Source organism: Nocardia sp. NPDC003693, from assembly GCF_053981095.1.
In genome coordinates this window covers 731569-754505 of the sequence record NZ_JBSFNO010000001.1, presented here as the reverse complement: position 1 = coordinate 754505, position 22937 = coordinate 731569, and the positions used below count along the sequence as shown (strand labels likewise).

The following is a 22937-nucleotide window of genomic DNA, read 5'->3' as shown; positions in this document are numbered from 1 at the left end:
GGATGTGGCTCGCACACCGAGTGCGAGCCACAGGTGTGAGCCGGGGGCGCAGGGGCAGCACCATGACCGGCAGCAGCAGGCAGAACAGCTGGGTCAGCAACGTTCACCCACGGGGCGCCATCTCGGAGTTGAAGGTCCGGTAGCAGTAGAAGACGCGCTCGCGTCCGGTGCGCGCGAACGCCGCGTGCGGTGGCCACCGACTCGATGGAGCTTGCACGACCCACTAAGCCTGCCGGGGTACCTCGACGACAACCTGTATCCGGTCGGGAGCACAATCACCCTATGGAAACTGTCACCGCTTCGGACCTGCGCAGACTGCTGGCGGCCAACGACAGCACCGCCTCCCTGACCCTCCTCGAAGGCCGTGTGGGCGTGGCTTCGGGCCCCGATCCGGCCGGTCTCGTGCTGATCGACCGCGCCGGCGTAATCGAGCAACTGGGCCCCGACCCGGAGGAAAGGGCGCTGGTCGAGTACGCGGCACTGCTCACCGCCGAGCTGCGACTGCAGGGCGGCTGAACCCCCGGCCCGATCGACAAAACCGGTTATCGAAGTCGGCACGGTTGGGCCGACTGAACGGGCTGTGCCCGGCGTGCCGAGTCGGTGGATTCGGCGACGCTGCGGGCCCGGCCTGACTCCCGTGGGCGCGATCCGGCCGACGTCGAGGTGGTCTCCGTTGGATTGATCGTCAACTGGGATCGATCGTCGGCCGGTGCCAGAGCGTGATGTCGCTGCTCGTCGCCACCGCCAGTGTGAGCCCGGAGGGCGAGAACCCGGCGGTCCGGAAGGTCGAACGGTCGGAGTGGAAGTTGTGCCACCAGCCCTGGCCGGGCGGGTGGCGGTAGATGTTGCCGTCGGCGACGAGCAGCACACGATCGTTGGGCCATTCGGGGGCAACGACATTCAGGGACCATCCGTCGGTTGTGGTGTGGTGCAGACCGCCGCCGAACAGGCCCGCGATGTGCACCCGGGTGCCGGCGATCGGCCCGAGGCCGGGGCACGTCAGGTCCGGTGCCGCGTCGGGTGTGCGGGAGTCGATGCCGGGGGTGCGGTCGCGGGCGATCTTCGCGCCGGTGACGGCATCGAAAAGCCCATGGCCGTCGAGTGATACGACCATGACCAGGTCGTGTCCGGTCTCCGGGTGTACGGCGAAGCCGATACCCTGCAGGCCCCCGATCGGCATCTTGCCGCTGTGCACCTGCCGCCAGGGCTCCGGCGCCAGGACAACGGGTGCGGCGAGAAACCGTTCACGCAACCGCTGTTGATACTCCGAAAGCACTGTTCCTCCCAGAACTTTCGGCCGTTGACCAGGAGCGAACGCATCCGGAGTCCGGCCGCGAGGCAACATTTCATCCCGCCGTGTTCGCGCCGGCGGCGGTGAAGGGATGTCGCCGTACCCGACCACCGTAACCCTGTGGGGCAGAACACATCCCCGAACGTGTTAAGGCCGAACCGTTCTGGGAATGCGCGCGGTATGGCCGCAGGGTGGCGGGAGATCACTCCCGGAAGGGGAAGGCTCATGAGCGCGCTGTTGATTGTCGCGATGCTGGTACCGGTTGTGGCGGTGGCCGCGGGATACGCGACGGCCGCATTGAGCTGGTGGTGGGCCGCGCGGGGCAACCGGTCCGTGCTGTACCCGCCGCGGTTCGGGTACGTGCGGGTCGAAGAAGTCCCGGTCCGGGACCGGATCCGCTGGCCCTGAGCGTCGCGCGGGCCGGGCGGGTGCCGAATTTCGATTGATCGGTCGATGTCGGTTTCGATGCGAGCAAGCGGGGCACTGTGGGGGTGAGATCCGTTGGTCGACCCCCGTTTTTGAGGACACCGATATGTCTGCCACGCACGAAACATCGATTGGAACCGAGCACGACGTACGAGTCAGCGGCGACTCGTACGAACACCTCGAGCCGTTGCTCGAGGAACTCGCCGGCCTGGACCCGGGCAGCCCGGAGCACGCTGGTCTACGCGACCGGATCATCGAGATCGCGCTCCCGCTCGGCGAACACATCGCCCAGCGCTACGGCGGTCGCGGTGTCGACCACGAGGATTTGGCCCAGGTCGCCGCGGTCGGCGTGGTGCTGTCGGTGGACCGTTTCGACCCTTCCGTGGGCGCGCCGTTCCTGGGGTTCGCGATCCCCACGGTGATGGGCGAGGTCCGGCGCTACTTCCGTGACAGCACGTGGGCGGTGCGCGTCCCGCGCCGCATCAAGGAACTGCGGCAACAGATTTCGGTAGCGGTCCCGCAGCTCGCGCAGCAGCTCGACCGGGAGCCGACCGCCCGCGAGATCGCCGCCCACCTCGACGCCGACCTGCTCGAGGTCACCCAGGCGCTGATCGCGAACAACGCCTACGTGACCCAGTCCCTGGACGCGCGCCTGCCCAGCGAGGACAGCGACGCCGCACCCGCCATGGCCCTGGAAGCGCTCTCGATCACCGAGGACGGCTACGCGCTCATGGAGGATTCGATCACCATCGGCCCGCTCCTCGCGGAGTTGTCCGAGCGCGAACGCCAGATCCTCATCATGCGTTTCGGCCAGGAGATGACCCAGGTCCAAATCGGCAAGGCCCTCAACATCTCTCAGATGCAGGTCTCGCGCCTACTGGCCCGGACCCTCGCCGTACTCCGCGACCGGGCACTGAGCGAGCAAGAGGTCGCGGGCGTCGCCTGACGCCTGCGCGGTTGCCGAGCTGGACTGCCGTAAATGTAGCGATTGCCCGATTGCTCAGCGCCCCTTCATCGTATCGTCGAGCCAATCGAACATGCGCTGGTGCACAAGCCGTCGCGCCATCGGCTGGCAGTGGAAGTTCGCGCCCTCCGCGGCGGTGAACCTGCACCGTTCGACGGGGCCGCTCACCTTGTCCGCCAGGCGTTTCGACTGGCCGGGCCAGAACTGCTCGTCCTCCGGATCGGCGACGAACAGGGGCGTCGTTATGCGGGCCGCGTCGGCGTCCGTGAGCACGTACCGGTGGACCTCGGTCAGTGTGTCGAAGTAGCTGTCCTGCCGGTACGGGCGGGCCCGGAACCGCCAGGTGCGGGCCGTGCTCTTGGACGCCTTCATGCCCCAGCTCATGTAGCGGTCGAACCGGCGTCGTCTGCCGGTGTCGAAGAGCTCGAGCAGGCGGGCCGGGATGCTGTTTCGCCACGAGGCCGGCACGTCGACCACGCCCGGGTCGGCGATCGCGGCCGCCGCGCGGTGCTCGGTGGTCAGTGCCGTGGCGAGCCAGTAGCCGCCCTGGCTCAGGCCGTAGAGCGCGATGCGGTCGGCGTCGACGTCGGCGCGGGCGGACACGAGGTCGAGGACCGGCGTCACCACCGGTCCCCAGTCGGGGCGGAAGCCGACGCCGCGTTCGAACAGCATCGACTGCTGTCCGGGGCCGTCGAAGGCGAGCACGTTGTAGCCGCGGTCCAGGGCCGCGGCGCCGCCCGCGCCCCAGACGCCGCTGACGGGCGCGTCGCTGCCGTTGATCAGGACAAACGTGGGGCGCGGCGTCGAGTCGTCCGACGCGCCGAAGAAGTAGCCCGGCATATCGGTGTCTTCGTAGGGGATCGTGACGCGCTCGACCCGCCGGGCGGTGGTGTCGACGAACCGATCCCAACTGGAACGGTGCGCGCGGAAGGTCGGCAGCAGCAGGTCATCGGAGGACAGGCCGCTACTCGCGTTGACCGCGACGGCGTAGTACGTGCCCGCACGCAGATACGCCTGCGCGGCGCTCTCGGTGTGCCCCGCCGCCGCGGCGGCATCCGCGACGGCGCGCAGCCGCGCGCCGAGTTCGGTCCATGCGCGAAACCACCCGTCGTGGTCCCCGTCGGCGACCGGTGCGATCGCGGCCAGCACCTCACCGGCGTCCGCGCCGCCGTACGCACATTCCCCCAGCAGCGATCGAACCGTGTAGTCGAAATCCGCGTCCGGGTAGAACCCCGTCGCGAACGCCGTATGCGACCGATCCGAACGAAAAGGCAACTCGGGCACCGGGTCCTCCCTCGGCCGAGTAGGAGAAATCTTCGATTCCGACACGCTGAAACGATCTTGCGCTTCGACCATACGCGCACCCGATAGCCAGGACGCGACGAAATTCCCGTTTCATACCCGCCGGTACGGATGTGCAGACAACCTACGGCGCCCAGGGTTCGCCGCGCAGCGGCCGCTCGTCGAGCGCCCGGCGTTCGTTGTCGCGCAGGCGCGGCTCGTAGTAGGCGAAGAACACCTTGCCGACGAGATCGCGGCGGCTGCGGACACCGGTCTTGTCGAAGACGTTCTTGAGGTGCTGCTGAACGGTGTACGCGGACAACACCAGGTCAGCGGCGATCTGCGAGGTCGAGGCGCCCTGGAGTACCAGCCGGGTGACGTCCTTCTCCCGTTCGGTCAGCCCGTACGCGGACATCAGCAGCGAGTACAGGCGACCGGGAGCGGCGGGTTCGATGATGACCGCGACGCGCCGGTCGCCGGTCGAGCTCAGGCACGCACCGTGCAGCACGACCCAGGTTCCGGTACGCGAGAGCACCCGCGCCACCGTGATCTCCCCGCGCTCGGGGTGGTCGGCGGCCCGCAGGGTCCGCCCGGCGAGGGTCAGCACCGAGGACGGCAGCCGGCCGGAATCCCAGTCGCCGTCGGGCAGTTCGCAAAGCCAGCGGTCGACGCCGGGCGTGGTGGATTCGACCTGTCCCGCAGCGTCGAGAATCAGCAGGCCGGGGGAATCCACGGAATCGGGTTCGCGGGCCTGCCCGAGCAGCAACGCCGTCCGTGCCCCTTCGGCGAGCACGGGCGCGACCGTTCGCACGAAGCTCTTCTCGTCGTCGCTGAACGTCGCCGCGCCGGGCTCGCGATAGAGCGCGAGCGCTCCCCACACCTCACCGGACCGCGTGCGCAGGCTGGTGACGAGTTCCTGGTCTCCGCCCATCACCATGTTCCGATGCCAGCGCGGACTGCTCGAGGGGTTGCCGCCGGTCGCCTCGTACAGGGTGGACATGCCCGATTTCGACCGGGCGACATCCGCCAGCTGATTGACGTCGCTGGTGTAGTACTCGCTGACGAGCCACTCGCCGGGGAACTCGTCGAGCCCACGATGGAAATGGCTCGTGATCAGCAGTGAGGCCGGGTCCAGCGTGTAGAAGCACGGTGTCCAGTAGTGCGGGACGGCGACCGTGAGGACTTCGGTCGAGGCTTGCCACAGCGAGACGAGATCACGGGGCTCGGCACACAGCCGAGTGATCTTGTCCGCGGCACGCTGCCGGGCATCCGCGCTCATGAAACAACGGTACGACCCCCACGCCGACCGCGAAATGCCACATTTCTGGTATTACCCGGCCGCGCGCTGCTCCCTAACGTCGTCGTCATCGGAACCACTCAGGAGCTCGTGATGACCACAACGACACCCAGGGTCCGGTTGGCGCCGCCTCCGCCGGCCCTCATGCGCATGATCAATCCGTTCGTCCGGCGGATCATCGCCGATTCGCGGCTCGGCAGCCGGCTCACCCTGCAGGTGGTGCTGGAGTGCACGGGCAGGCGCAGCGGCCGGACACTGCGGATACCGGTCTGCCTGCACACGATCGACGGCGTGCCGACGATCTTCACCGAACGCCCGTGGCGACTGAACTTCGCCGAACCCGCGCCGGTCACCGTCATTCGACAGGGCCGAGTCCGGTCCGGCCGTGCGACCCTGCTGCATCCGACGCAGCGCGAACTCGGCGCGGCGCTGCGACAGGCTCTCGACCACGGTGCGAGCCCGTTCGAACTCGGGCTGAAGGTCGATCACGGGTACGACCCGACCGCCGAGGACCTGTCGGCGATCGCCCGCAGCATGATCCGCATCGATTTCGACCGGGAGTGAACCGTCATGGACATCAACAGGATCGGGCACGACGTCAGCGTTCTGAGCGACTGCCAGGAGGTGCCGGGCATCGGATTCATCCCGATCAACTCCTTCGTCCTGCACGCGGCCGAGCCCGTGCTCATCGACACCGGCCTGGGGCTGCCCGGCCGCGGATTCCTGGACGCGCTCGGCTCGGTACTGCACCCGGCCGACATCGAGTGGATCTGGATCACGCATCCCGACCGGGACCACACCGGAGCCCTGCGCGCGCTGCTGGACCTGGCGCCGCGAGCGCGTCTGATCACCACGTTCCTCGGGATGGGCCTGTTGTCGATGGAGGGTCCGCTGCCGATGGATCGGATCTATCTCCTCAATCCGGGCCAATCCCTCGAGGTCGGTGATCGCCGCCTCACCGCCTTCCGGCCGCCGCTGTTCGACAACCCCTCGACCACAGGCTGTTTCGACGAACTGACCGGCGCCTGCTTCACCTCGGACTGCTTCGGCGCACCCATGCCCTCCGCCGAGCTGGCGACCTGCCCCGACATCGGCTACCTCGACAGGACCGAACTGCGCGCCCGACAACTGCTGTGGGCCACCGTGGACAGTCCCTGGGTGCACACCGTGGACAAGGCCCGATACCTCGAAACCCTCACCCCGCTCACCACATTCGACCCCGCGCTGATCCTGGGCACCCACCTGCCGCCCGCACCGGGACGCACACCGGAATTCCTCGACATGCTCCACGCGGCGCCCGAGGAGAAGCCGTTCGTCGGGCCCGACCAGGAAGCTCTAGAACAAATGCTCGCTACGTTCGAGCCGTGACGCGGTTGCCGTTCGCAGCTCCGACGTGCACCGCGAACGGGCCTTTCGGCTACGACCAGGCCGCTCCTGGTCGGTGCTCGTCCCGGAAGATCCCGTTGCCCCCGGTGGTGCGAGACAGGGCATCGGTTGCGAGGATCACCGCGGCGGCGGTCCAGGTCGTGCGTTCCTCGGGCCAGCGTTTGCCGTCGGTGAACACCAGGCCCGTCCAGTAGGACCCGTCGGCCTCGCGCAGGTGCTGGATGTCGGTCAGCAGCTCGAGGGCGGTGGTGCGCTCGTCGATCGCGTCGAGGGCCAGGACCAGCTCGCAGGTTTCGGCGCCGGTGACCCACGGGGCGTCCGACACGCAGCGGATGCCCAGGCCGGGGACCACGAAATCGTCGCGGTAGTGCGCGATTCGGGCGTGGGCGGCCTCGCCGCGCAGTGCCCCGCCCAGGATCGGGTAGTACCAGTCCATCGAATACCGGGACTTGTCGAGGAACGCCCCGGGGTGTTCGCGCAGCGCCGCGCCGAGTCGGGCCCGCGCCCGCACCCAGTCCGGGCGTGGATCGCCGACCTGCTCGGCCAGGGTGATCGCGCAGGCGAGGCTGTGATGGATGCTCGAACACCCGGTCAGCAGCGCCTCGCCGGAACTGCCGGATTCCCCTGTGGACCAGTAGATCTCGCCGTGCTCGCCCAGCTGCTGGGTGAGCACGAAGTCTATGCCGGCGCGTACCGCGGGCCACATGCTCGCGGCGAAGCCGTGGTCGCCGGTGACGGCGGCGAAGTGCAGGATGCCGGTGGCCAGGTAGGCGCAGAAGTTGGTGTCGCTGTCGGGATTCTCGATCACGCCCGCCCGGATCTGGGCGGGCCAGGAACCGTCGGGGCGCTGGGTTTTGGCGGACCACAGGTAGGCATCGCGGGCCTGGTCCCAGAGTCCGGCGGCGGTCAGGCCCATCGCGGACTCGATGTGATCCCACGGGTCGGTGTGGCCTCCGGTGAACCACGGTAGGGCGCCGTCGGGTTCCTGTGCGGCGGCGATGGATTCGCCGGTGCGGCGGATATCGGCCGCGCTCAGCAGTCCGGGCAGCGACGGTAGCTCAGCTCGGGTCATGCACGACCGCCGGTTTGGTGAAGTACAGGGCCACGCTCTTGCCGATGAGCGGGTTCAGTAGCCGTTCGGCGGTGCGGGTGAGCCACGGCGCGGACATCATGTCCCACAACAGCATTCGGTGATAGGCCGTGACGAGCGGATTCTTCTCGCGGTGCACGCCCACCGCGCATTTGAGCCACCAGTACGGCGCGTGCAGGGCGTGCGCGAACTCGCGATGCCGGTAGCGCACACCCCGCGCGGTGACCTTGTCTCGCAGCTCCGAAGCTCGGTAGATGCGCACGTGGCCGCCCTCGTTGGCGTGATACTCGTCCGAGAACGCCCAGCAGATCCGTTCGGGCAGCCAGCGCGGCACCGTGATCGCCAGTACGCCACCGGGTTTGAGCACCCGCACGAGTTCGGCGATCGCCCGCTCGTCGAGGGGCACGTGCTCGAGGATCTCCGAGGCGATGACCACGTCGAACTCCCCGTCCCCGTAGGGCAGGTCGAGCGCGTCCCCGGCCACGGTCTGCGCCTTGGCGTAGTCGGGGGCCTGGCCCTCGGCGGCCATGGCCTCGAACATCACCGCCACCTCGGCCAGGTCACCGGTGTTCTGGTCGAACGCCACCACGTCCGCCCCGCGCCGGTACGCCTCGAACGAGTGCCGTCCCGCCCCGCAGCCGACGTCGATGACCCGTACTTCGGGCCCGACGCCGAGGCGATCGAAATCCACGGTCAGCATGTGTTCTCCTGTTCCACGATGGTCCCGATCACCCGGGGATCCGGTGTGCGCGCCGGGCGATGGCGCGCTCGTACACCTCGACGGTCCGCGCGGCGACCGCCGCCCAGCTGTACACCGTCTCCGCGCGCTGTCGCCCCGCGATTCCCATGCGGGACAGTCGATCCGGGTCGTTCAGCAGCGATCCGATGGCCTGGGTGAGCGCTCCGGCGTCGCCGGGCGCGACCAGTTCGGCGCATGCGCCGGTGACCTCGGGAATCGCGCCGGCCCGGCTGGCGACCAGGGGTGTCCCGCTGGCCATGGCCTCGACCGCGGGCAGCGAGAACCCTTCGTACAGTGAGGGAATGCACGCCAGCTGCGCCGAGGCCAGCAGTTCGGCGAGCTGCTCGTCGCCGAGTCCGTCGACCACGGTCACGATGTCGGCCAGGCCGAGTCCGGCGATGCGTTTCTCGGTCGGCCCGTTCGGCTCGAGCTTGGCGACCAGGCGCAGGTCGATGTCGTGGCGATGCCGCAGCCGCGCCACGGCCTCGAGCAGATGCGCGATTCCCTTGAGCGGCTTGTCCGCACTGGCCACGGCCACGATGCGGCCGGGCACCCGGGCCTGCTCGCGGGGCCGGAACAGCTCGGTGTCCACCCCCAGCGGCACCGTGTGCAGCTGGCGCGGCGACACCCCGAAGTCGGCGGCGATGTCGGCCGCCGAGGACGACGACACGGTGATCAGGTCCGGAATCCGCCGCGCCACCCGCTGCTGCATGCCCAGGAATCCGTACCAGCGGTGCACGAACGGCCGGCGTCGCCACGGCGCGGCCGCCAGATCCACCGCCCGGTCCCGGGTGATCGGATGGTGCACGGTCGCCACCAGCGGCAGCGCGTACTCGATGTCGAGCAACCCGGACCCCAGGCACTGATTGTCGTGCACCACATCGAAGTCGGCGACGCGCGACAGCAGCAGCCGGGCCGCGCGCATGCTGAACGTGCGCGGCTCGGGGAAGCCCGCGGTCCACATGGTGGCCAGCTCGAGCAGGTCGATCCGATCGCGGATCTCGCGCGGATGCGGTGTCCGGAAGGGGTCGTCGTCGCGGTACAGGTCCAGGCTCGGCACCTCGGTCAGCCGCACCCGGGGATCGAGATCCTCCGGGTAGGGCTGACCCGAGAAGACCTCGACCTCGTGCCCGAGTTCGGCGAGCCCCCGGCTCAGGTAGCGCACGTACACCCCCTGCCCACCGCAGTGCGTCTTGCTGCGATAGGACAGCAGCGCTATGCGCACGCGCCCTCCTCGATCACCATGCGCGCGCACATCTCCCCGATCATCAGGGCCGGGGCGTTGGTGTTGCCGCCGGTGATGCTGGGCATGATCGAGGCGTCCGCGACCCGCAGGCCGTCGACGCCGCGCACCTTGAGCGTGGGATCGACCACCGCCGCCTCGTCCACGCCCATGCGGCAGGTGCCGACCGGGTGATAGATCGAGTGCGCGCGATCGGGCAGGGCCGCGCGCAGGCCGGCCTCGTCCGCGAAGGCCGGGCCCGGCGAGTACTCCTCCTCGATGTCACCGGCGATCGCGCTGTGCGCCATGATCTCTCGCACGGTGCGCATGCCCTCGACGAGGAAGTCGACGTCGCGCCGGTCGCTGAGGTATCCGGGATCGATCAGCGGCGCGGTGAACGGGTCCGCCGAGGCCAGGCGCACCTCACCCCGGCTCTCGGGGTAGATCAGGCTCGGCATCACCGTGAGCGCGGGCCGCCGCTCGACCAGGTACATCTTGTCCGCGTCCTGATTGGGCGTGGGGTAACTCCACGGCAGGCTGTGGATCTGCAGATCCGGATGCGCGCCGGTGGCGAACCGCGTCTTGACGAAGCCGACCGCCTCGAAAACGGTGCGCCCCATCCACGAACTGCCGGGCTTGCGCAGCTCGCTGGCCAGCGCCTTCGCGAAGTACGTCGGAATCCCGCGGTGCACGGCCTTCTTGGACACGAACGTCATCGGCACGAAGACGTGATCGTGCAGGTTCTGCCCGACCGGAAGGTTCGCGTGCACCGCGATGCCCAGGTCGCCCAGATGCGCGGCGGGCCCGATCCCGGACAACATCAGCAGCTGCGGTGAGCCGATGACGCCGCACGAGACGATGACCTCCTTGCCCGCACGCACGATCCGGCGTTCCCCGGCCCGGGTGATGATCTCCACGCCGGTGGCCCGGCCGTCCTCGATCACGACCCGGGTGGCGTGCGCGCGGGTGATCACCCGTAGGCGGGGATCGGGCCGGTCGGTGATGTAGCCCCGGGAAGAGCTGTAGCGCAACCCGTTTCGCACGCTCTGCTGGAAGACCGAGATCCCTTCCTGGGACTCGCCGTTGTAGTCCTCGATGATCGGCGCGCCGATGGTCTCGGACGCCGCGGTCATGAACTCCTCGGTGATCGGGGTCAGATTCCGCTGCCGGGTCACCTCGATCGGCCCGCCGGTCCCGCGGTACTCGTCGTCCCCGCCCTCCCAGTTCTCGAGCCGCCGGTAGGCGGGCAGGACGTCGGCGTACGACCAGCCCTTGTTGCCGGCCTCGGCCCAGCCGTCGTAGTTGGCCCGGTTGCCGCGCACGAACAGCATGCCGTTGACCGAGCTGGATCCGCCCATGACCTTGCCGCGCGTCATGGGAATCCGCCGGTTGTTGGCGTGCGACTGCGGCACCGAGTACTGCTTCCAGCACACCCGCGACTTGAGCGGGGGGATGGTGTGCACCATGGTGATCAGGCCGGGGCTCGAGACCAGGCGGGTGTCGTCGTTGCGCCCGGCCTCGAGCAGGATCACCTCGTGGCCGTGCTCGGCCAGTCTGCTCGCGACCACCGCGCCCGCGCTGCCCGCGCCCACGACGACGTAATCGGCTTCGTTCACGCTCATCCCGTGTCTACTCGTACCGGACTTGCCAGTGCTTGATGCCGTTGATCCAGCCGTTGCGCAGGCGTTCGGGTTCGCTCACCTGGGTCAGATCGGGCATCGCGTCGGCGAGCGCGTTGAACATGAGGTCGATTTCCAGGCGCGCCAGGTTCGCCCCGACGCAGTAGTGCGCCCCGGTGCCGCCGAAGGCCAGGTGCGGGTTGGGGTCGCGCAGGATGTCGAACTCGAACGGGCGCTCGAACACGTCCTCGTCGAAATTGGCCGAGCTGTAGAACAATCCGAGCCGCTGACCGGCCTTGATCGCCTGTCCGCCGAGCTCGGTGTCCTGGGTGGCGGTGCGCTGGAACGCGGTCACCGGGGTCGCCCAGCGAATGATCTCGTCGGCCGCGGTGCGCGGGCGTTCCTTCTTGAACAACTCCCACTGTTCGGGGTGGTCGATGAACGCCTTCATCCCGTGCGTGATGGCATTGCGTGTGGTCTCGTTGCCGGCCACCGCGAGCAGGATGACGAAGAATCCGAACTCGTCCGAGCCCAGCGCCTCGCCGTCCACGTCGGCGTGCACCAGCCGGCTGACGATGTCGTCGAGCGGATCCGCGCGCCGCTGTTCGGCCAGATTCCAGGAGTAGCCCAGGATTTCGACCGAGGCGTTGGTGCTCGAATCCGTTGTGGCGGTGTCGCCGTACTCGGGATCGTCGTAGTTGAGCATCTGATTGGACCACTCGAAGAGCTTGCCGCGATCGGCCTGCGGGATGCCGAGCAGTTCGGCGATGGCCTGCAGCGGCAACTCCGCCGCCACCTGCTCGACGAAATCGCCGCCGCCGGCGTCCTTGGCCGCCGCAACGATCGCGGTGGCGCGCTCGCTCAGCGCGGCCCGCAGCCCCTCGACCGCGCGCGGGCTGAAGCCCTTGGAGATGATGCGCCGGATCTTGGTGTGCTTGGGCGGGTCCATGTTGACCAGCAGCGCGCCGGTCAGCTCGATCTGCTCGATGGTGACCTGGCCGGGCAGCCGGATCACCGCGCCCTTGAGCTGGGCGGAGTACAGCTCGTGGCTGCGCGAGATCTCTTTGATGTCTTCGTGTTTGGACACGACCCAGAAGCCGCCGTCGTGGAAGCCGCCGGACTGCTCATCGGTCTGGGCGTTCCACCACACCGGTGCGGTGCGGCGCAGTTCGGCGAACTCTCGGACGGGGTTACGGGTTGCCCAGAGTTCGGGATCGGTGAAATCGAATCCGGCGGGGATGGATGGGGCCGACACAGCTACCTCCAGATAGGCCGACGTCGTTGTGGACCGGGATGATCAGCGCTGGCGGCGGCGGTAGCGCACACGACAGGGCTGCTGCAACTGCACGACCATCTTGGAGTGGTCGTTGCGGTAGGTGTCCGAGGGCTGGGCGAGCTCGAATTCCCAGTCCCGCAGCAGAATCGAGAAGATGGCCTTGAGCTGCATGAGCGCGAAGGGCGCGCCGACGCAACGGTGCCTGCCCGCGCCGAACGGAATCCAGTTCCAGCGGTTGACGGTGTCTTCCTGGCGGGGATCGAGGTAGCGGGCGGGATCGAAGCGATCGGGCTCGGGGAAGTCCTCGGGGATCCGATTGGAGATCGCCGGGGTGGCCGCGACCATGTCGCCGGGGGCGATCCGGTTGCCGCACACCTCGAATTCGCCGCGCGCGATGCGCATGAGGATGATCAGCGGCGGGTGCATGCGCAGCGTTTCCTTGAGGGTGGCCTCGAGGTGGGGGATCTGGCGCAGGGCGTTGTGGCTGACCTCGGACCCGTCGGCGTACAGCTGATCGAGTTCGGCCACGACGGTGGCCATGAGCTCGGGGTTGCGCAGCAGTTCGATGATCGTCCAGGCGGCGGTGCCGGAGGTGGTGTGGTGACCGGCGAACATCATCGAGATGAAGATGCCGGTGATCTCGCTGGCGGAGAAGCGCGGTGTGCCGTTCTCGTCGCGGACCGAGATCAGCACGTCGAGCATGTCGCGCTCGTCCTTGCCGGTCGGCGGGTTCTCCTCGCGCTGATTCATGATCGCCTGCACGAGTTCGACGAGCGCGACGCGCGCCTCGTCGCGGCGGCGGAAGCTGTCGATCGGCGCGTAGGGATCGACGTACGCGAGGGCGTCGGTGCCCTGCTCGAGCTCGTGGTAGAGGTGCGCGAAGCGCCCGTCCAGCTGATTGCGGAACTTCACGCCGATCAGGCAGGACGAGGACGTGTAGATGGTGAGCTCGGCGAAGAACTCGAGCAGGTCGATCTCGCCCTCGTCGCCCCAGCGTGCGAGCATCTGGTCCACTTCGCTCGCGATGGTGGCCGCGTGCCCGCGCATGTGGTCCGCGCGCAGGGCCTGGTTGTGCAGCATCTCCTTGCGGCGCTCGGGCGGCGCGTCGAAGACGACGCCCTCGCCGAAGATCGGCTTCATGAACGGATAGGCCGCGCCCTGATCGAGGTCCTCGTCGCTGGCGCGGAAGAAGAACTCGTTGGCCTCGGCGCCCGACAGCAGGATGACATCGCGACCCGCGAGCTCGAACGAGCCGACGTCACCGCACTCGGTGCGCACGCGCTGCATGAGCGCGATGGGATCGGTGCGGAACTCCTGCAGATGTCCGTGCTCGTCGTGGCCTCCGGACACGCGCTGCGGTTTGACCAGCGTCATTGCAAATCCTTCCCGGAATGAATGTCCAGACAGAGAATGGACATGTGTCCGGACAGTACTACGGTTATGCAAGCACGACAAGGTGTGCGCGGAGCCGTTCGCAAGCCGGTATGAAAGTGGTAGTCGCGCTTCAGGATTCGCCGGGTCGGTGGGCGGACAGCACGCGCCGCGCGGAGGCTTCCAGGAGGTCGGCCACCTCCTGATAGGACAGCAACCCCATCCCCGCGCGCAGCAGCGCGCCCGAATAGAGCAGCTCGAGCATGGCCACGCCCTCGGGATCGTCGACGCCCCAGGCCGCGGTGATGCGCCCGTGGATCTCGCGCCCGATGCGCACGCGCAGATGCTGCACGTCCGGGTCGTCGCCGAGCAGGGAACTGCTCACCGCGCTGGCCAGGGCCGGCTCGTCGGCGACCAGCATCGAGATCTGGCGCAGGACCGCGACCACGCGGGTGGCGGGATCGGCTTCGGTGGTGTCCAGGGCGGGGGTCGCGATCAGTCGCCGCCAGAACACCTCGGTGATGAGGTGTTCCTTGGAGGAGAAGTAGGTGTAGGCGGTAGCCGTTCCGACACCCGCGGCCGCGGCCACCAGGCGCACGGTTGTGCCGGAATAGGACTCGCGGCCGACGACATCGACGGCGGCCGCGACCAGGCGTTCGACGGTGTCGGCCTGCTTCTCGGTGAGTCTTCGGCGGGTCGCCTCAATGTTGGTGGATGTCAGTTCGGACATGTGTCTGGACAGTATCACCGCAGGATGGTCGCGACAATGGCGTCGTCGAATGCCCCTGTGTTCCAGCCGTGTTGACGCGAATCTCGGGCACGGTCGGCTCCCGCTCACGTTTTGCGCTCTTGCGTCCGTACGAATATCCGAACTATATTCCGAACACCTGTCCAGACATGCATCGGAGCCTGACTATGAACGGCCTCGTCCCTTCCGAGGGCACACCCCTGCTGATCGACGGCAAGCTGGTGCCCGGCGGCGCGGGCGTCTTCGCGACCGTCAACCCCGCGACCGAGGAGGTCCTGGGCCACGCCGCCAACGCCTCGGCCGCGGACCTGGACGCGGCGATCGCCGCGGCGCGCACCGCGTTCGACGACACCGACTGGTCCCGCAACCACGCCTTCCGCGCGCACTGCCTGCGGCAACTGCGCGACGCGATGCGCGCGCACGTCGAGGAACTGCGCGAGATCACCATCGCAGAAGTCGGCGCACCCGTCATGCTCACCTCCGGCCCCCAGCTCGAAGGCCCGGTCGGCGACCTGTCGTTCGCCGCGGACCTCGCCGAAAACTATTCGTGGGAAACAGATCTCGGCGTGGCCGAGCAGATGGGCATCTCCAGCCGGCGGGTCGTGCGCCGCGAAGCGGTCGGCGTGGTCGGCGCCATCACCCCGTGGAACTTCCCGCACCAGATCAACCTCGCGAAGATCGGCCCCGCGCTGGCGGCGGGAAACACGGTGGTGCTCAAGCCTGCTCCCGACACCCCCTGGTGCGCGGCGGTGCTGGGCACGCTCATCGTCGAGCACACCGACATCCCCGCCGGGGTGATCAACATCGTCACCTCCGACGACCACCAGCTCGGCGCGGCCCTGGTCGCGGACCCTCGGGTGGACATGGTCACCTTCACCGGCTCGACCCAGACCGGCCGGGCGGTCATGGCGAGCGCGTCGGCCACCCTCAAGCGGACCTTCCTCGAACTCGGCGGCAAGTCCGCGGCGATCGTGCTGGACGACGCGGACATCGTCGGCGCGGCCAGCTACACCGCGTTCTCGGTGGCGGTGCACGCCGGTCAGGGCTGCGCGCTGACCACCCGCTTGCTGGTGCCGCGCGCGTCCTACGAGGTCGCGGTCGAGGCGGCCGCCAAGGCGCTGTCGAACCTGCGCGCGGGGGATCCGACCAAACCCGGAACCATCTGCGGGCCGGTGATTTCCGCGCGTCAGCGCGATCGGGTCGAACGCTACCTCGACATCGCGCGCGAGGAGGGCGGGCGCATCGTGGTCGGCGGCGGCCGTCCCGCGGACAAGGAGCGCGGCTACTTCATCGAACCGACCCTCATCGCCGATCTCGGCAACACCGCGACCGTGGCCCAGGAGGAGATCTTCGGACCCGTCCTGGTGGTGATCGCCCACGACGGTGACGCCGACGCCATCCGCCAGGCGAACGAATCACCGTACGGCCTCTCGGGTTCGGTGTGGGGTGCGGACCCCGAGCGCGTGGAACGCGTCGTCGCCGGCGTGCGCACCGGAACCCTCAGCGTGAACGGCGGTCTCTGGTATCACGCGGACGCCCCGTTCGGCGGCTACAAGCACTCCGGCATCGGCCGGGAAATGGGCGTCGCGGGCTTCGAGGAATACCTCGAGACCAAGCTCGTGGCCACGCCCGCCTGACATCTACTTTTCTCATCCAGGAGCTGAATTCACATGGCACGTTTCACCGGTCGCACCGCGATCGTCACCGGCGCGGCGCAGGGCATCGGCGCGGGCTACGCCAAGGCGCTCGCGTCCGAGGGCGCCAACGTCGTCGTCGCCGACCTCAACGCCGAACGCGGCGAGGCGACCGCCAAGGAGATCGTCGCGGACGGCGGCACCGCGGTCTTCCACGCCGTCGACGTCTCGGACGCCGAATCCGCCACGGCCCTGGCCGATTTCACCATCGCCGAGTTCGGCGCGATCGACCACCTGGTGAACAACGCGGCGATCTACGGCGACATGAAGCTGAATCTGCTGCTCAGCGTCGACTGGGACTACTACAAGAAGTTCATGAGTGTGAACATGGACGGCGCGCTGATCATGACGCGGGCGGTGTGGAAGCACATGCGCAAGGCCGGTGGCGGGTCGATCGTGAACCAGTCCTCGACCGCGGCGTGGACGTATTCGAGCTTCTACGGTCTGGCCAAGGTGGGGGTCAACGGTCTGACCCAGCAGTTGGCGACGGAGTTGGGTGGGGCGAACATCAGGGTGAACGCGATCGCGCCGGGTCCGATCGACACGGACGCGACGAAGAACGTGACCCCGGATGTGATCGTGGAGGACATGGTCAAGCGGCTGCCGCTCAAGCGCATGGGCACCCCGGAGGATCTCGTCGGTGCGTGCCTCTACCTGCTCTCGGACGACGCGTCGTGGGTGACCGGGCAGATCTTCAACATCGATGGCGGGCAGGTCATTCGATGACCGCCGACCCCGCGGCGGTACCCGTAGGGTTCATCGGCCTCGGCAACATGGGCGCCCCGATCGCCACCCGCCTGCTGGCGTGGCCGGGCGGACTCACCGTCTGCGACGTGCGCCCCGAAGCCACCGAACCCTTCACCACCGCCGGCGCGCGAGCGGTATCGAGCCCGGCCGAACTCGCCGAGCACGCGCGGGTGATCTGCGTGACCGTCATCGACGACGCCCAGGTGCGCGAGGTGCTCACCGGGCCGCAGGGCATCCTGCGTACCGCCGCACCGGGCACCGTCGTCGCGGTGCACTCGACCATCAGTGATCGGACCGCGGAGGAACTCGCCGCCGAATGCGCCGAGTACACGGTCGAATTCATCGACGCGCCGGTCAGCGGCGGGGCCTCGGCCGCGCAGCGCGGGAGCCTCGCGGTCATGGCCGGCGGCAGCGACGCGGCCCTGGCGGCCATTCGAGAACCGTTCGCCTGCTTCTCCGATCGGCTCGTGCACACCGGGCCCGTCGGCACCGGCACCCGTATGAAGCTGGCCCGCAACCTGCTGCACTTCGTGTCCTTCACCGCCGCCACCGAGGCCCAGCGCCTGGCCGAGGCCGCCGGACTCGACCTGACCGCGCTGGGCAAGATCGTGCGCCACTCCGACGCCATCACCGGCGGCGCGGGCTCGATCATGTTGCGCGACAACACCGCACCGATCGACCCCGACGACTTCTGGTTCCCCATCCTCACCCACGTGCGCAACCTGGGGGAGAAGGACCTGTCGCTGGCCGCGGACCTCGGCGAGCGCCTCGGGGTTGACCTGCCGCTGACCCGGCTCGCACTGGGGGGCCTGGCCGCCGGACTCGGCGTCGCGACGCCCGCACTCACCACGGAGAACTCATGACCGCGGACGCGAAAACCACCGAGCCGCTGCGCGGTTCGGACATCACCGACTGGACCGACACCGCCGACGTCGTCATCGCCGGGTACGGCATCGCCGGGGTGTGCGCGGCCATCGAGGCCGCCCGCGCCGGGGCCGACGTGCTCGTGCTCGAACGCACCGGCGGCTGGGGCGGCGCAGCGGCGCTGGCCGGCGGATTCGTCTACCTCGGCGGCGGCACACCGCTGCAGCGCGCGCTCGGTTTCGACGACAGCGCCGAGAACATGGAACGCTTCCTGCTCGCGGCGGTCGGCGACCAGGCCGATCCGGTGCGCATCGCGGACTACTGCCGCGGCAGCGTCGAGCACTACGGCTGGCTGACCGACTGCGGCGTGGTGTTCAAGGAAGAGTTCTGGGGCGAACCCGGGTGGGAGCCGCCGCACGACCAGGGCCTGATGTACTCCGGCGGCGAGAACGCCGCGCCCTTCCACACCCTTGTTCCCCCGGCGCCGCGCGGGCACGTCCCGCAGATGCAGAACAAGCGCACCGGCGAGCGCGGCGGCGGCTACATGCTGATGAAGCCGCTCATCGAGACCGCCGAAAAGCTCGGCGTCCGTGTCGAATACGACGTGCGCCTGCAGCGGCTCGTCGTCGGTGACGACGGGCGCGTGGCCGGTATCGCCGCCCGCCGCTACGGTCAGGACCTCACCATCGCCGCCCGGCGCGGCGTGGTGCTGGCCACCGGCAGCTTCGCCTACAACCAGGACATGGTCGCCGCCCACGCGCCACGCCTGATCGGCCGCCCCGCGGCGGCGATCGAGGAACACGACGGCATCGGCATCCTCGTCGCCCAGGCCGTCGGCGCGCAGGTCGAGGCCATGGACGCCACCGAGGTCGCGTTCTTCGGCGACCCGCAACTGCTCGCGCGCGGCATCCTGGTCAACGGGCAGGGCAGGCGCTTCATCGCCGAGGACACCTATCCCGGCCGGATCGGCCAGGCCGCCCTCATCGAGCAGGACAACCAGGCGTTCCTGATCATCGACGAGGACAGTCACGACGCGGCGCTGAAAACCACCACCGCCACCCCGTTCTTCCGCCAGCAGCCCACCTGGGTCGCCGAGACGGCCGCCGAACTCGAAGCCGAGATGGGGCTGCCCGAGAACTCGCTGCGGCAGACGGTGTCCGCCTACAACGAGCACGCGGCCCAGGGCGCCGACCCCGAACAGGGCAAGAAGGCCGAGTGGCTCACCCCGATCGGATCGCCGGTGGCCGCGTTCGACATGCGCGGGTTCACCGCCGGATTCCCCCTCGGCGGCCTGCGCACCGACCTGGACGGGCAGGTCCTGGACGAGGCGAACGCACCGATCCCGGGCCTGTTCGCCGCCGGGCGCTGCACGGCGGGCATCTGCACCGGCGGCTACGCCAGCGGAGCCTCCCTGGGCGACAGCAGCTTCTACGGCCGCCGCGCCGGACGCACCGCCGCTGCCCGGTGACCGCACCGCACCCACGAAAGAGATAGGCCCCGTATGCGATTCGGAGTCGTACTGTTCACCAGCGACCGCGGCATCACCCCCGCGGTCGCGGCCAAGGCCGCCGAGGACCGCGGCTTCCGGTCCTTCTTCGTCCCCGAGCACACCCACATCCCGGTCAAACGCGAAGCCGCGCATCCCGGCACCGGGGACGCGTCCCTGCCCGACGATCGCTACACCCGCACCCTGGACCCGTGGGTGTCCCTCGCCATGGCCGCGGCGGTGACCGAGACGATCGAACTGTCCACCGCGGTCGCGCTGCCGGTCGAGCACGACCCGATCACCCTGGCCAAGACGATTGCCACCCTCGATCATCTCTCCGGCGGCCGGGTCACCCTCGGCGCCGGATTCGGCTGGAACACCGACGAACTCGCCGATCACGGGGTGCCGCCGAACAAGCGGCGCACCGTGCTGCGCGAGTACATCGAGGCCATGCGGGAGCTGTGGACGCGCGAGGAGTCCAGCTACGCCGGTACCTACGTGAACTTCGGACCCAGCTGGGCCTGGCCCAAACCGGCGCAATCGCACGTCCCGGTGCTCATCGGGGCGGCGGGTACCGAGAAGACGTTCGAGTGGATCGCCCGCACCGGTGACGGCTGGATCACCACCCCGACCGAAACCGATATCTCGGCCAGAATCGCACTGCTGCACAAGATTTGGGCGGATTCCGGGCGTGAAGGCAAGCCCCGGGTACTGGCACTGGACTTCAAACCGGATCGGGACCGGCTCGCGCGCTGGTCCGAGGACGGGGTCACCGATGTGATCTACGGACTGCCGGACCGGTCCGCGGAGGACGTGCTGCAGTATCTCGACCGGCTCTCGGGCAAACTCGCCGGCCTCGACCTGCTGTAGGCCACACTCGTTCGACACGCGTCGTGCCGCGCTGCGGCAGTGAGGATCTCGCACCATGTCCGAAGAACACACCCTCGCGGGCCGCGCGGCCGTGGTCGTGGGCGGCGCCAGCGGCGTCGGCCTGGAGGTCGCGCGGGCGCTGGCCGCCCACGGCGCGGGCGTCGTCATCAACTCCCGCAATCCGGACGCGGTGCGCCGCGCGACGGAATCGCTTGCCGGCGAGGGCGGCCGGGTGATCGGTGTCGCGGGCTCGGCCGCCGACGAGCGTGTCGCGGCCGAGCTCGTCGCCACCTGCGAGGCGACCTACGGTGCGGTCGACGTGCTCGTGAACTGCGCGGGTATCGCCGAACCGCCCGGATCCTCGATCCTGAACGTCACCACCGCCCAGTGGCGGGAGCTGCTCGACTCGCACCTGACCACGGTGTTCAACACCTGCAGACTCGTCGCGCCGCGTATGGCCGCGCGGGGCGGCGGATCGATCATCAACACCGGATCGTTCGCCTACCTCGGTGACTACGGTGGCACCGGCTACCCGGCGGGCAAGGGCGCGGTCGCCAGTCTGGGGTTGGCGCTCGCGGCGGAACTGCGGTCATCGGGGGTCCGGGTCAACACCGTGTGCCCGGGCGCCAAGACCCGGCTCTCGACCGGACCCGAGTACGAGGAACACATTCGCGACCTGAACCGGCGCGGGCTGCTCGACGAGATGACCATGCGGGGCTCCCTGGACGCCCCGCCCGCCGAGTACGCCGCCGCGCTGTACCTGTACCTCGCCTCGGATGCCGCGCGCGAGGTAACCGGTGAAATCTTCATCGCCGCGGGCGGTTTCGTCGGAAAGTTCGAACGACCGGGCATGACGGTGCTCGGCTATCGCGACCACGCGAACGAGCCGCCGTGGACGATCGACGAACTGCGAAAGCTGACAGGCCGGGGCTGACTACCTGCCGCGAACATCGAAACACAGTGTGCACCAGCCGGATCAGGGATTCGGCGCCGTGAGGAAGAAGGACCCGTAATGGCGATCGTCAGTGCCGTGCCGACCCCGGAAGGCGATCGCCGCCGACTGGCGTTATCGAGTCCGGTGGACCGCCGCCCGATCGGCGAAGTGCCGGTCGACAGCGCGGCGGACGTGCTCGCGGCGGTCGAGCGCGCCCGTGCCGGCCAGATCGACTGGGCCGCACGCAGTGTCGCCGACCGTGCGGCGGTGCTGCGCAAGGCCGTCGGGGTGATCAGCGCGCGCCGGGCCGAGATCGCCGAGACCATCACCCTCGAAACCGGCAAACCCCAGGTCGAGGCACTCGGTGTGGAGATCGTGCCCTCGTGCGACTTCCTCAACTACTGGGCCACGCGCGCGCACCGCACCCTGCGCCCGCACCGGCGGCGCCTGCACGGGTACCTGCGCCCGTTCAAACAGCTGTATATGCAGTACCAGCCACTGGGCGTGGTCGCGGTGATCACCCCGTGGAACGCGCCGTTCGTGCTCACCCTCAACCCCGTCGTGCAGGCCCTGCTCGCGGGCAACGCCGTGGTGTTCAAGCCCTCGGAAGTCACCCCGCGGTCGGGGGAGTGGGTGGCCCGCGTCCTGCACGAGGCCGGGGTGCCGCACGATGTCGTGCAGGTGCTGCACGGTGACGGGGAAACCGGTGCCGCCCTGGTCGATTCCGATATCGACAAGGTGTGTTTCACCGGCAGCGTCGGGACCGGGCGCAAGATCGCGAGCCGGTGCGCGGAACGGTTCGTCCCGTGTTCGCTCGAGCTCGGCGGCAAGGACGCGATGATCGTATGCGCGGACGCCGATCTCGAACGCGCCTCCGCCGGGGCGGTGTACCTGTCGATGTTCAACACCGGGCAGGTGTGTATGAGCGTCGAGCGGATCTACGTGGTGGAATCCGTCGCGGACGCGTTCATCGACCTCGTCACCCGCAAGGCCGGCGAGGTCACCTACGGGCCCGGTGACACCGACATGGGCCCGCTGTTCTGGGACCGCCAGCGCGATCTGGTCGCTCAGCACATCCAGGACGCGAAAGACAAAGGCGCACAGGTGCTCGTCGGCGGCGAGGTCGGGGAGGGGGAGGGCCTGTACTTCCAGCCGACGGTGCTGGTCGACGTCGACCACGACATGAAGGTCATGACCGAGGAGACCTTCGGGCCCGTCGCGGCGATCGTGCGGGTGCGCGACGAGGAGGAAGCGATTCGCCTCGCCAACGACTGCCGCTACGGTCTCAGCGGATCGGTCTTCACCCGGGACCGTGCGCGCGCCCGCCGCATCGCCGCCCGCCTGACCACCGGATCGGTGGTGCACAACGACGCCGGGGTCATCTACGGCTGTCCCGAGGCGCCGTTCGGCGGCCGCAAGGACAGCGGCCTGGGCCAGGTCAACGGCGTGGACGCGCTGCGCGGGTTCACCCACGCCCAGCCGGTGCTGCTGGACCGCTGGCAGCCCAAACGCGAAAGCATCTGGTACCCCTACACCGCCAAGACGACCCGCGATCTCGACGATCTGATCCGCGTCGGCTTCGGCACCCGCCTGCTCCGCCGCATCCTGTCCTGATCCGCACTCCCCGAAGGA

Annotated in this window: 22 protein-coding genes; 12 read left to right on the top strand and 10 right to left on the bottom strand. The window is 69.0% G+C overall.

What is annotated here, in order from left to right:
• Positions 1 to 282: 282 nt before the first annotated feature.
• Positions 283 to 516, top strand: coding sequence for a hypothetical protein (locus tag ACWDOP_RS03930; RefSeq protein ID WP_456343813.1), 234 nt, complete (start codon positions 283 to 285; stop codon positions 514 to 516).
• A gap of 169 nt (positions 517 to 685) precedes the next feature.
• Here ACWDOP_RS03930 and ACWDOP_RS03925 read toward each other — a convergent pair whose 3' ends face one another.
• Positions 686 to 1276, bottom strand: a complete 591-nt coding sequence (locus tag ACWDOP_RS03925; RefSeq protein ID WP_456343812.1) for a hypothetical protein — start codon at positions 1274 to 1276, stop codon at positions 686 to 688.
• Positions 1277 to 1516: 240 nt separating this feature from the next.
• Here ACWDOP_RS03925 and ACWDOP_RS03920 point away from each other — a divergent pair, with 240 nt between their 5' ends.
• A complete protein-coding gene (locus ACWDOP_RS03920) occupies positions 1517 to 1699 on the top strand; it encodes a hypothetical protein (protein WP_454208623.1) in 183 nt (60 codons plus the stop codon).
• Between the two features lie 124 nt (positions 1700 to 1823).
• Complete coding sequence (locus ACWDOP_RS03915; protein WP_456343811.1) at positions 1824 to 2663, top strand: SigB/SigF/SigG family RNA polymerase sigma factor; 840 nt, start codon at positions 1824 to 1826, stop codon at positions 2661 to 2663.
• Positions 2664 to 2717: 54 nt separating this feature from the next.
• Here the strand turns inward: ACWDOP_RS03915 and ACWDOP_RS03910 are convergent, their stop codons facing one another.
• Positions 2718 to 3965 carry an alpha/beta hydrolase family protein gene (locus ACWDOP_RS03910; protein ID WP_456343810.1) on the bottom strand — a complete coding sequence of 416 codons (1248 nt, stop codon included), beginning with the start codon at positions 3963 to 3965 and terminating at the stop codon, positions 2718 to 2720.
• Between the two features lie 142 nt (positions 3966 to 4107).
• Complete coding sequence (locus tag ACWDOP_RS03905) at positions 4108 to 5241, bottom strand: helix-turn-helix transcriptional regulator (RefSeq protein ID WP_456343809.1); 1134 nt, start codon at positions 5239 to 5241, stop codon at positions 4108 to 4110.
• Between the two features lie 111 nt (positions 5242 to 5352).
• On the opposite strand from ACWDOP_RS03905, the gene ACWDOP_RS03900 reads away from it, so the two are divergent.
• Together ACWDOP_RS03900 and ACWDOP_RS03895 are read left to right on the top strand one after the other, a co-directional pair.
• Positions 5353 to 5823, top strand: coding sequence for a grhN (locus tag ACWDOP_RS03900; protein ID WP_456343808.1), 471 nt, complete (start codon positions 5353 to 5355; stop codon positions 5821 to 5823).
• A gap of 6 nt (positions 5824 to 5829) precedes the next feature.
• Positions 5830 to 6627: an oxygen-binding di-iron domain-containing protein gene (locus tag ACWDOP_RS03895; protein WP_456343807.1), complete on the top strand. Its 798-nt coding sequence runs from the start codon at positions 5830 to 5832 to the stop codon at positions 6625 to 6627.
• 49 nt (positions 6628 to 6676) lie between these two features.
• On the opposite strand, the gene ACWDOP_RS03890 is transcribed toward ACWDOP_RS03895, so the two are convergent.
• The 7 genes from ACWDOP_RS03890 to ACWDOP_RS03860 all read right to left on the bottom strand — a co-directional run bounded on the left by ACWDOP_RS03890 (position 6677) and on the right by ACWDOP_RS03860 (position 14692).
• A complete protein-coding gene (locus ACWDOP_RS03890) occupies positions 6677 to 7717 on the bottom strand; it encodes a prenyltransferase (protein WP_456343806.1) in 1041 nt (346 codons plus the stop codon).
• Complete coding sequence (locus ACWDOP_RS03885) at positions 7704 to 8435, bottom strand: class I SAM-dependent methyltransferase (protein ID WP_456343805.1); 732 nt, start codon at positions 8433 to 8435, stop codon at positions 7704 to 7706. Before ACWDOP_RS03885 ends, ACWDOP_RS03890 begins: the two co-directional genes overlap by 14 nt.
• A 28-nt stretch (positions 8436 to 8463) precedes the next feature.
• Complete coding sequence (locus ACWDOP_RS03880) at positions 8464 to 9699, bottom strand: glycosyltransferase family 4 protein (protein ID WP_456343804.1); 1236 nt, start codon at positions 9697 to 9699, stop codon at positions 8464 to 8466.
• On the bottom strand, positions 9690 to 11318 hold the full coding sequence (locus tag ACWDOP_RS03875) for a GMC family oxidoreductase (RefSeq protein WP_456343803.1): 1629 nt from the start codon (positions 11316 to 11318) through the stop codon (positions 9690 to 9692). The genes ACWDOP_RS03880 and ACWDOP_RS03875 overlap by 10 nt, the downstream gene beginning before the upstream one ends.
• Positions 11319 to 11325: 7 nt before the next feature.
• Complete coding sequence (locus tag ACWDOP_RS03870) at positions 11326 to 12570, bottom strand: cytochrome P450 (RefSeq protein ID WP_456343802.1); 1245 nt, start codon at positions 12568 to 12570, stop codon at positions 11326 to 11328.
• 42 nt (positions 12571 to 12612) lie between these two features.
• Positions 12613 to 13965: a cytochrome P450 gene (locus ACWDOP_RS03865; RefSeq protein ID WP_456343801.1), complete on the bottom strand. Its 1353-nt coding sequence runs from the start codon at positions 13963 to 13965 to the stop codon at positions 12613 to 12615.
• Between the two features lie 130 nt (positions 13966 to 14095).
• Positions 14096 to 14692, bottom strand: a complete 597-nt coding sequence (locus ACWDOP_RS03860; RefSeq protein WP_456343800.1) for a TetR/AcrR family transcriptional regulator — start codon at positions 14690 to 14692, stop codon at positions 14096 to 14098.
• Positions 14693 to 14877: 185 nt separating this feature from the next.
• Between ACWDOP_RS03860 and ACWDOP_RS03855 the strand changes: the two genes are divergently transcribed.
• The 7 genes from ACWDOP_RS03855 (at position 14878) to ACWDOP_RS03825 (ending at position 22919) form a co-directional block, all read left to right on the top strand.
• Positions 14878 to 16347: an aldehyde dehydrogenase gene (locus tag ACWDOP_RS03855; protein ID WP_456343799.1), complete on the top strand. Its 1470-nt coding sequence runs from the start codon at positions 14878 to 14880 to the stop codon at positions 16345 to 16347.
• Between the two features lie 33 nt (positions 16348 to 16380).
• The gene (locus tag ACWDOP_RS03850) at positions 16381 to 17130 is read left to right on the top strand and encodes an SDR family oxidoreductase (protein ID WP_456343798.1); all 750 of its coding nucleotides are present in this window, start codon (positions 16381 to 16383) and stop codon (positions 17128 to 17130) included.
• Positions 17127 to 18014, top strand: a complete 888-nt coding sequence (locus tag ACWDOP_RS03845; RefSeq protein WP_456343797.1) for an NAD(P)-dependent oxidoreductase — start codon at positions 17127 to 17129, stop codon at positions 18012 to 18014. Before ACWDOP_RS03850 ends, ACWDOP_RS03845 begins: the two co-directional genes overlap by 4 nt.
• Positions 18011 to 19483: an FAD-dependent oxidoreductase gene (locus ACWDOP_RS03840; RefSeq protein WP_456343796.1), complete on the top strand. Its 1473-nt coding sequence runs from the start codon at positions 18011 to 18013 to the stop codon at positions 19481 to 19483. Before ACWDOP_RS03845 ends, ACWDOP_RS03840 begins: the two co-directional genes overlap by 4 nt.
• 33 nt (positions 19484 to 19516) lie before the next feature.
• The gene (locus ACWDOP_RS03835; protein WP_456343795.1) at positions 19517 to 20371 is read left to right on the top strand and encodes an LLM class F420-dependent oxidoreductase; all 855 of its coding nucleotides are present in this window, start codon (positions 19517 to 19519) and stop codon (positions 20369 to 20371) included.
• A 55-nt stretch (positions 20372 to 20426) separates the two neighbouring features.
• Positions 20427 to 21305 carry an SDR family NAD(P)-dependent oxidoreductase gene (locus ACWDOP_RS03830; protein ID WP_456343794.1) on the top strand — a complete coding sequence of 293 codons (879 nt, stop codon included), beginning with the start codon at positions 20427 to 20429 and terminating at the stop codon, positions 21303 to 21305.
• Between the two features lie 78 nt (positions 21306 to 21383).
• The gene (locus tag ACWDOP_RS03825) at positions 21384 to 22919 is read left to right on the top strand and encodes an aldehyde dehydrogenase family protein (protein ID WP_456343793.1); all 1536 of its coding nucleotides are present in this window, start codon (positions 21384 to 21386) and stop codon (positions 22917 to 22919) included.
• Positions 22920 to 22937 lie beyond the last annotated feature (18 nt).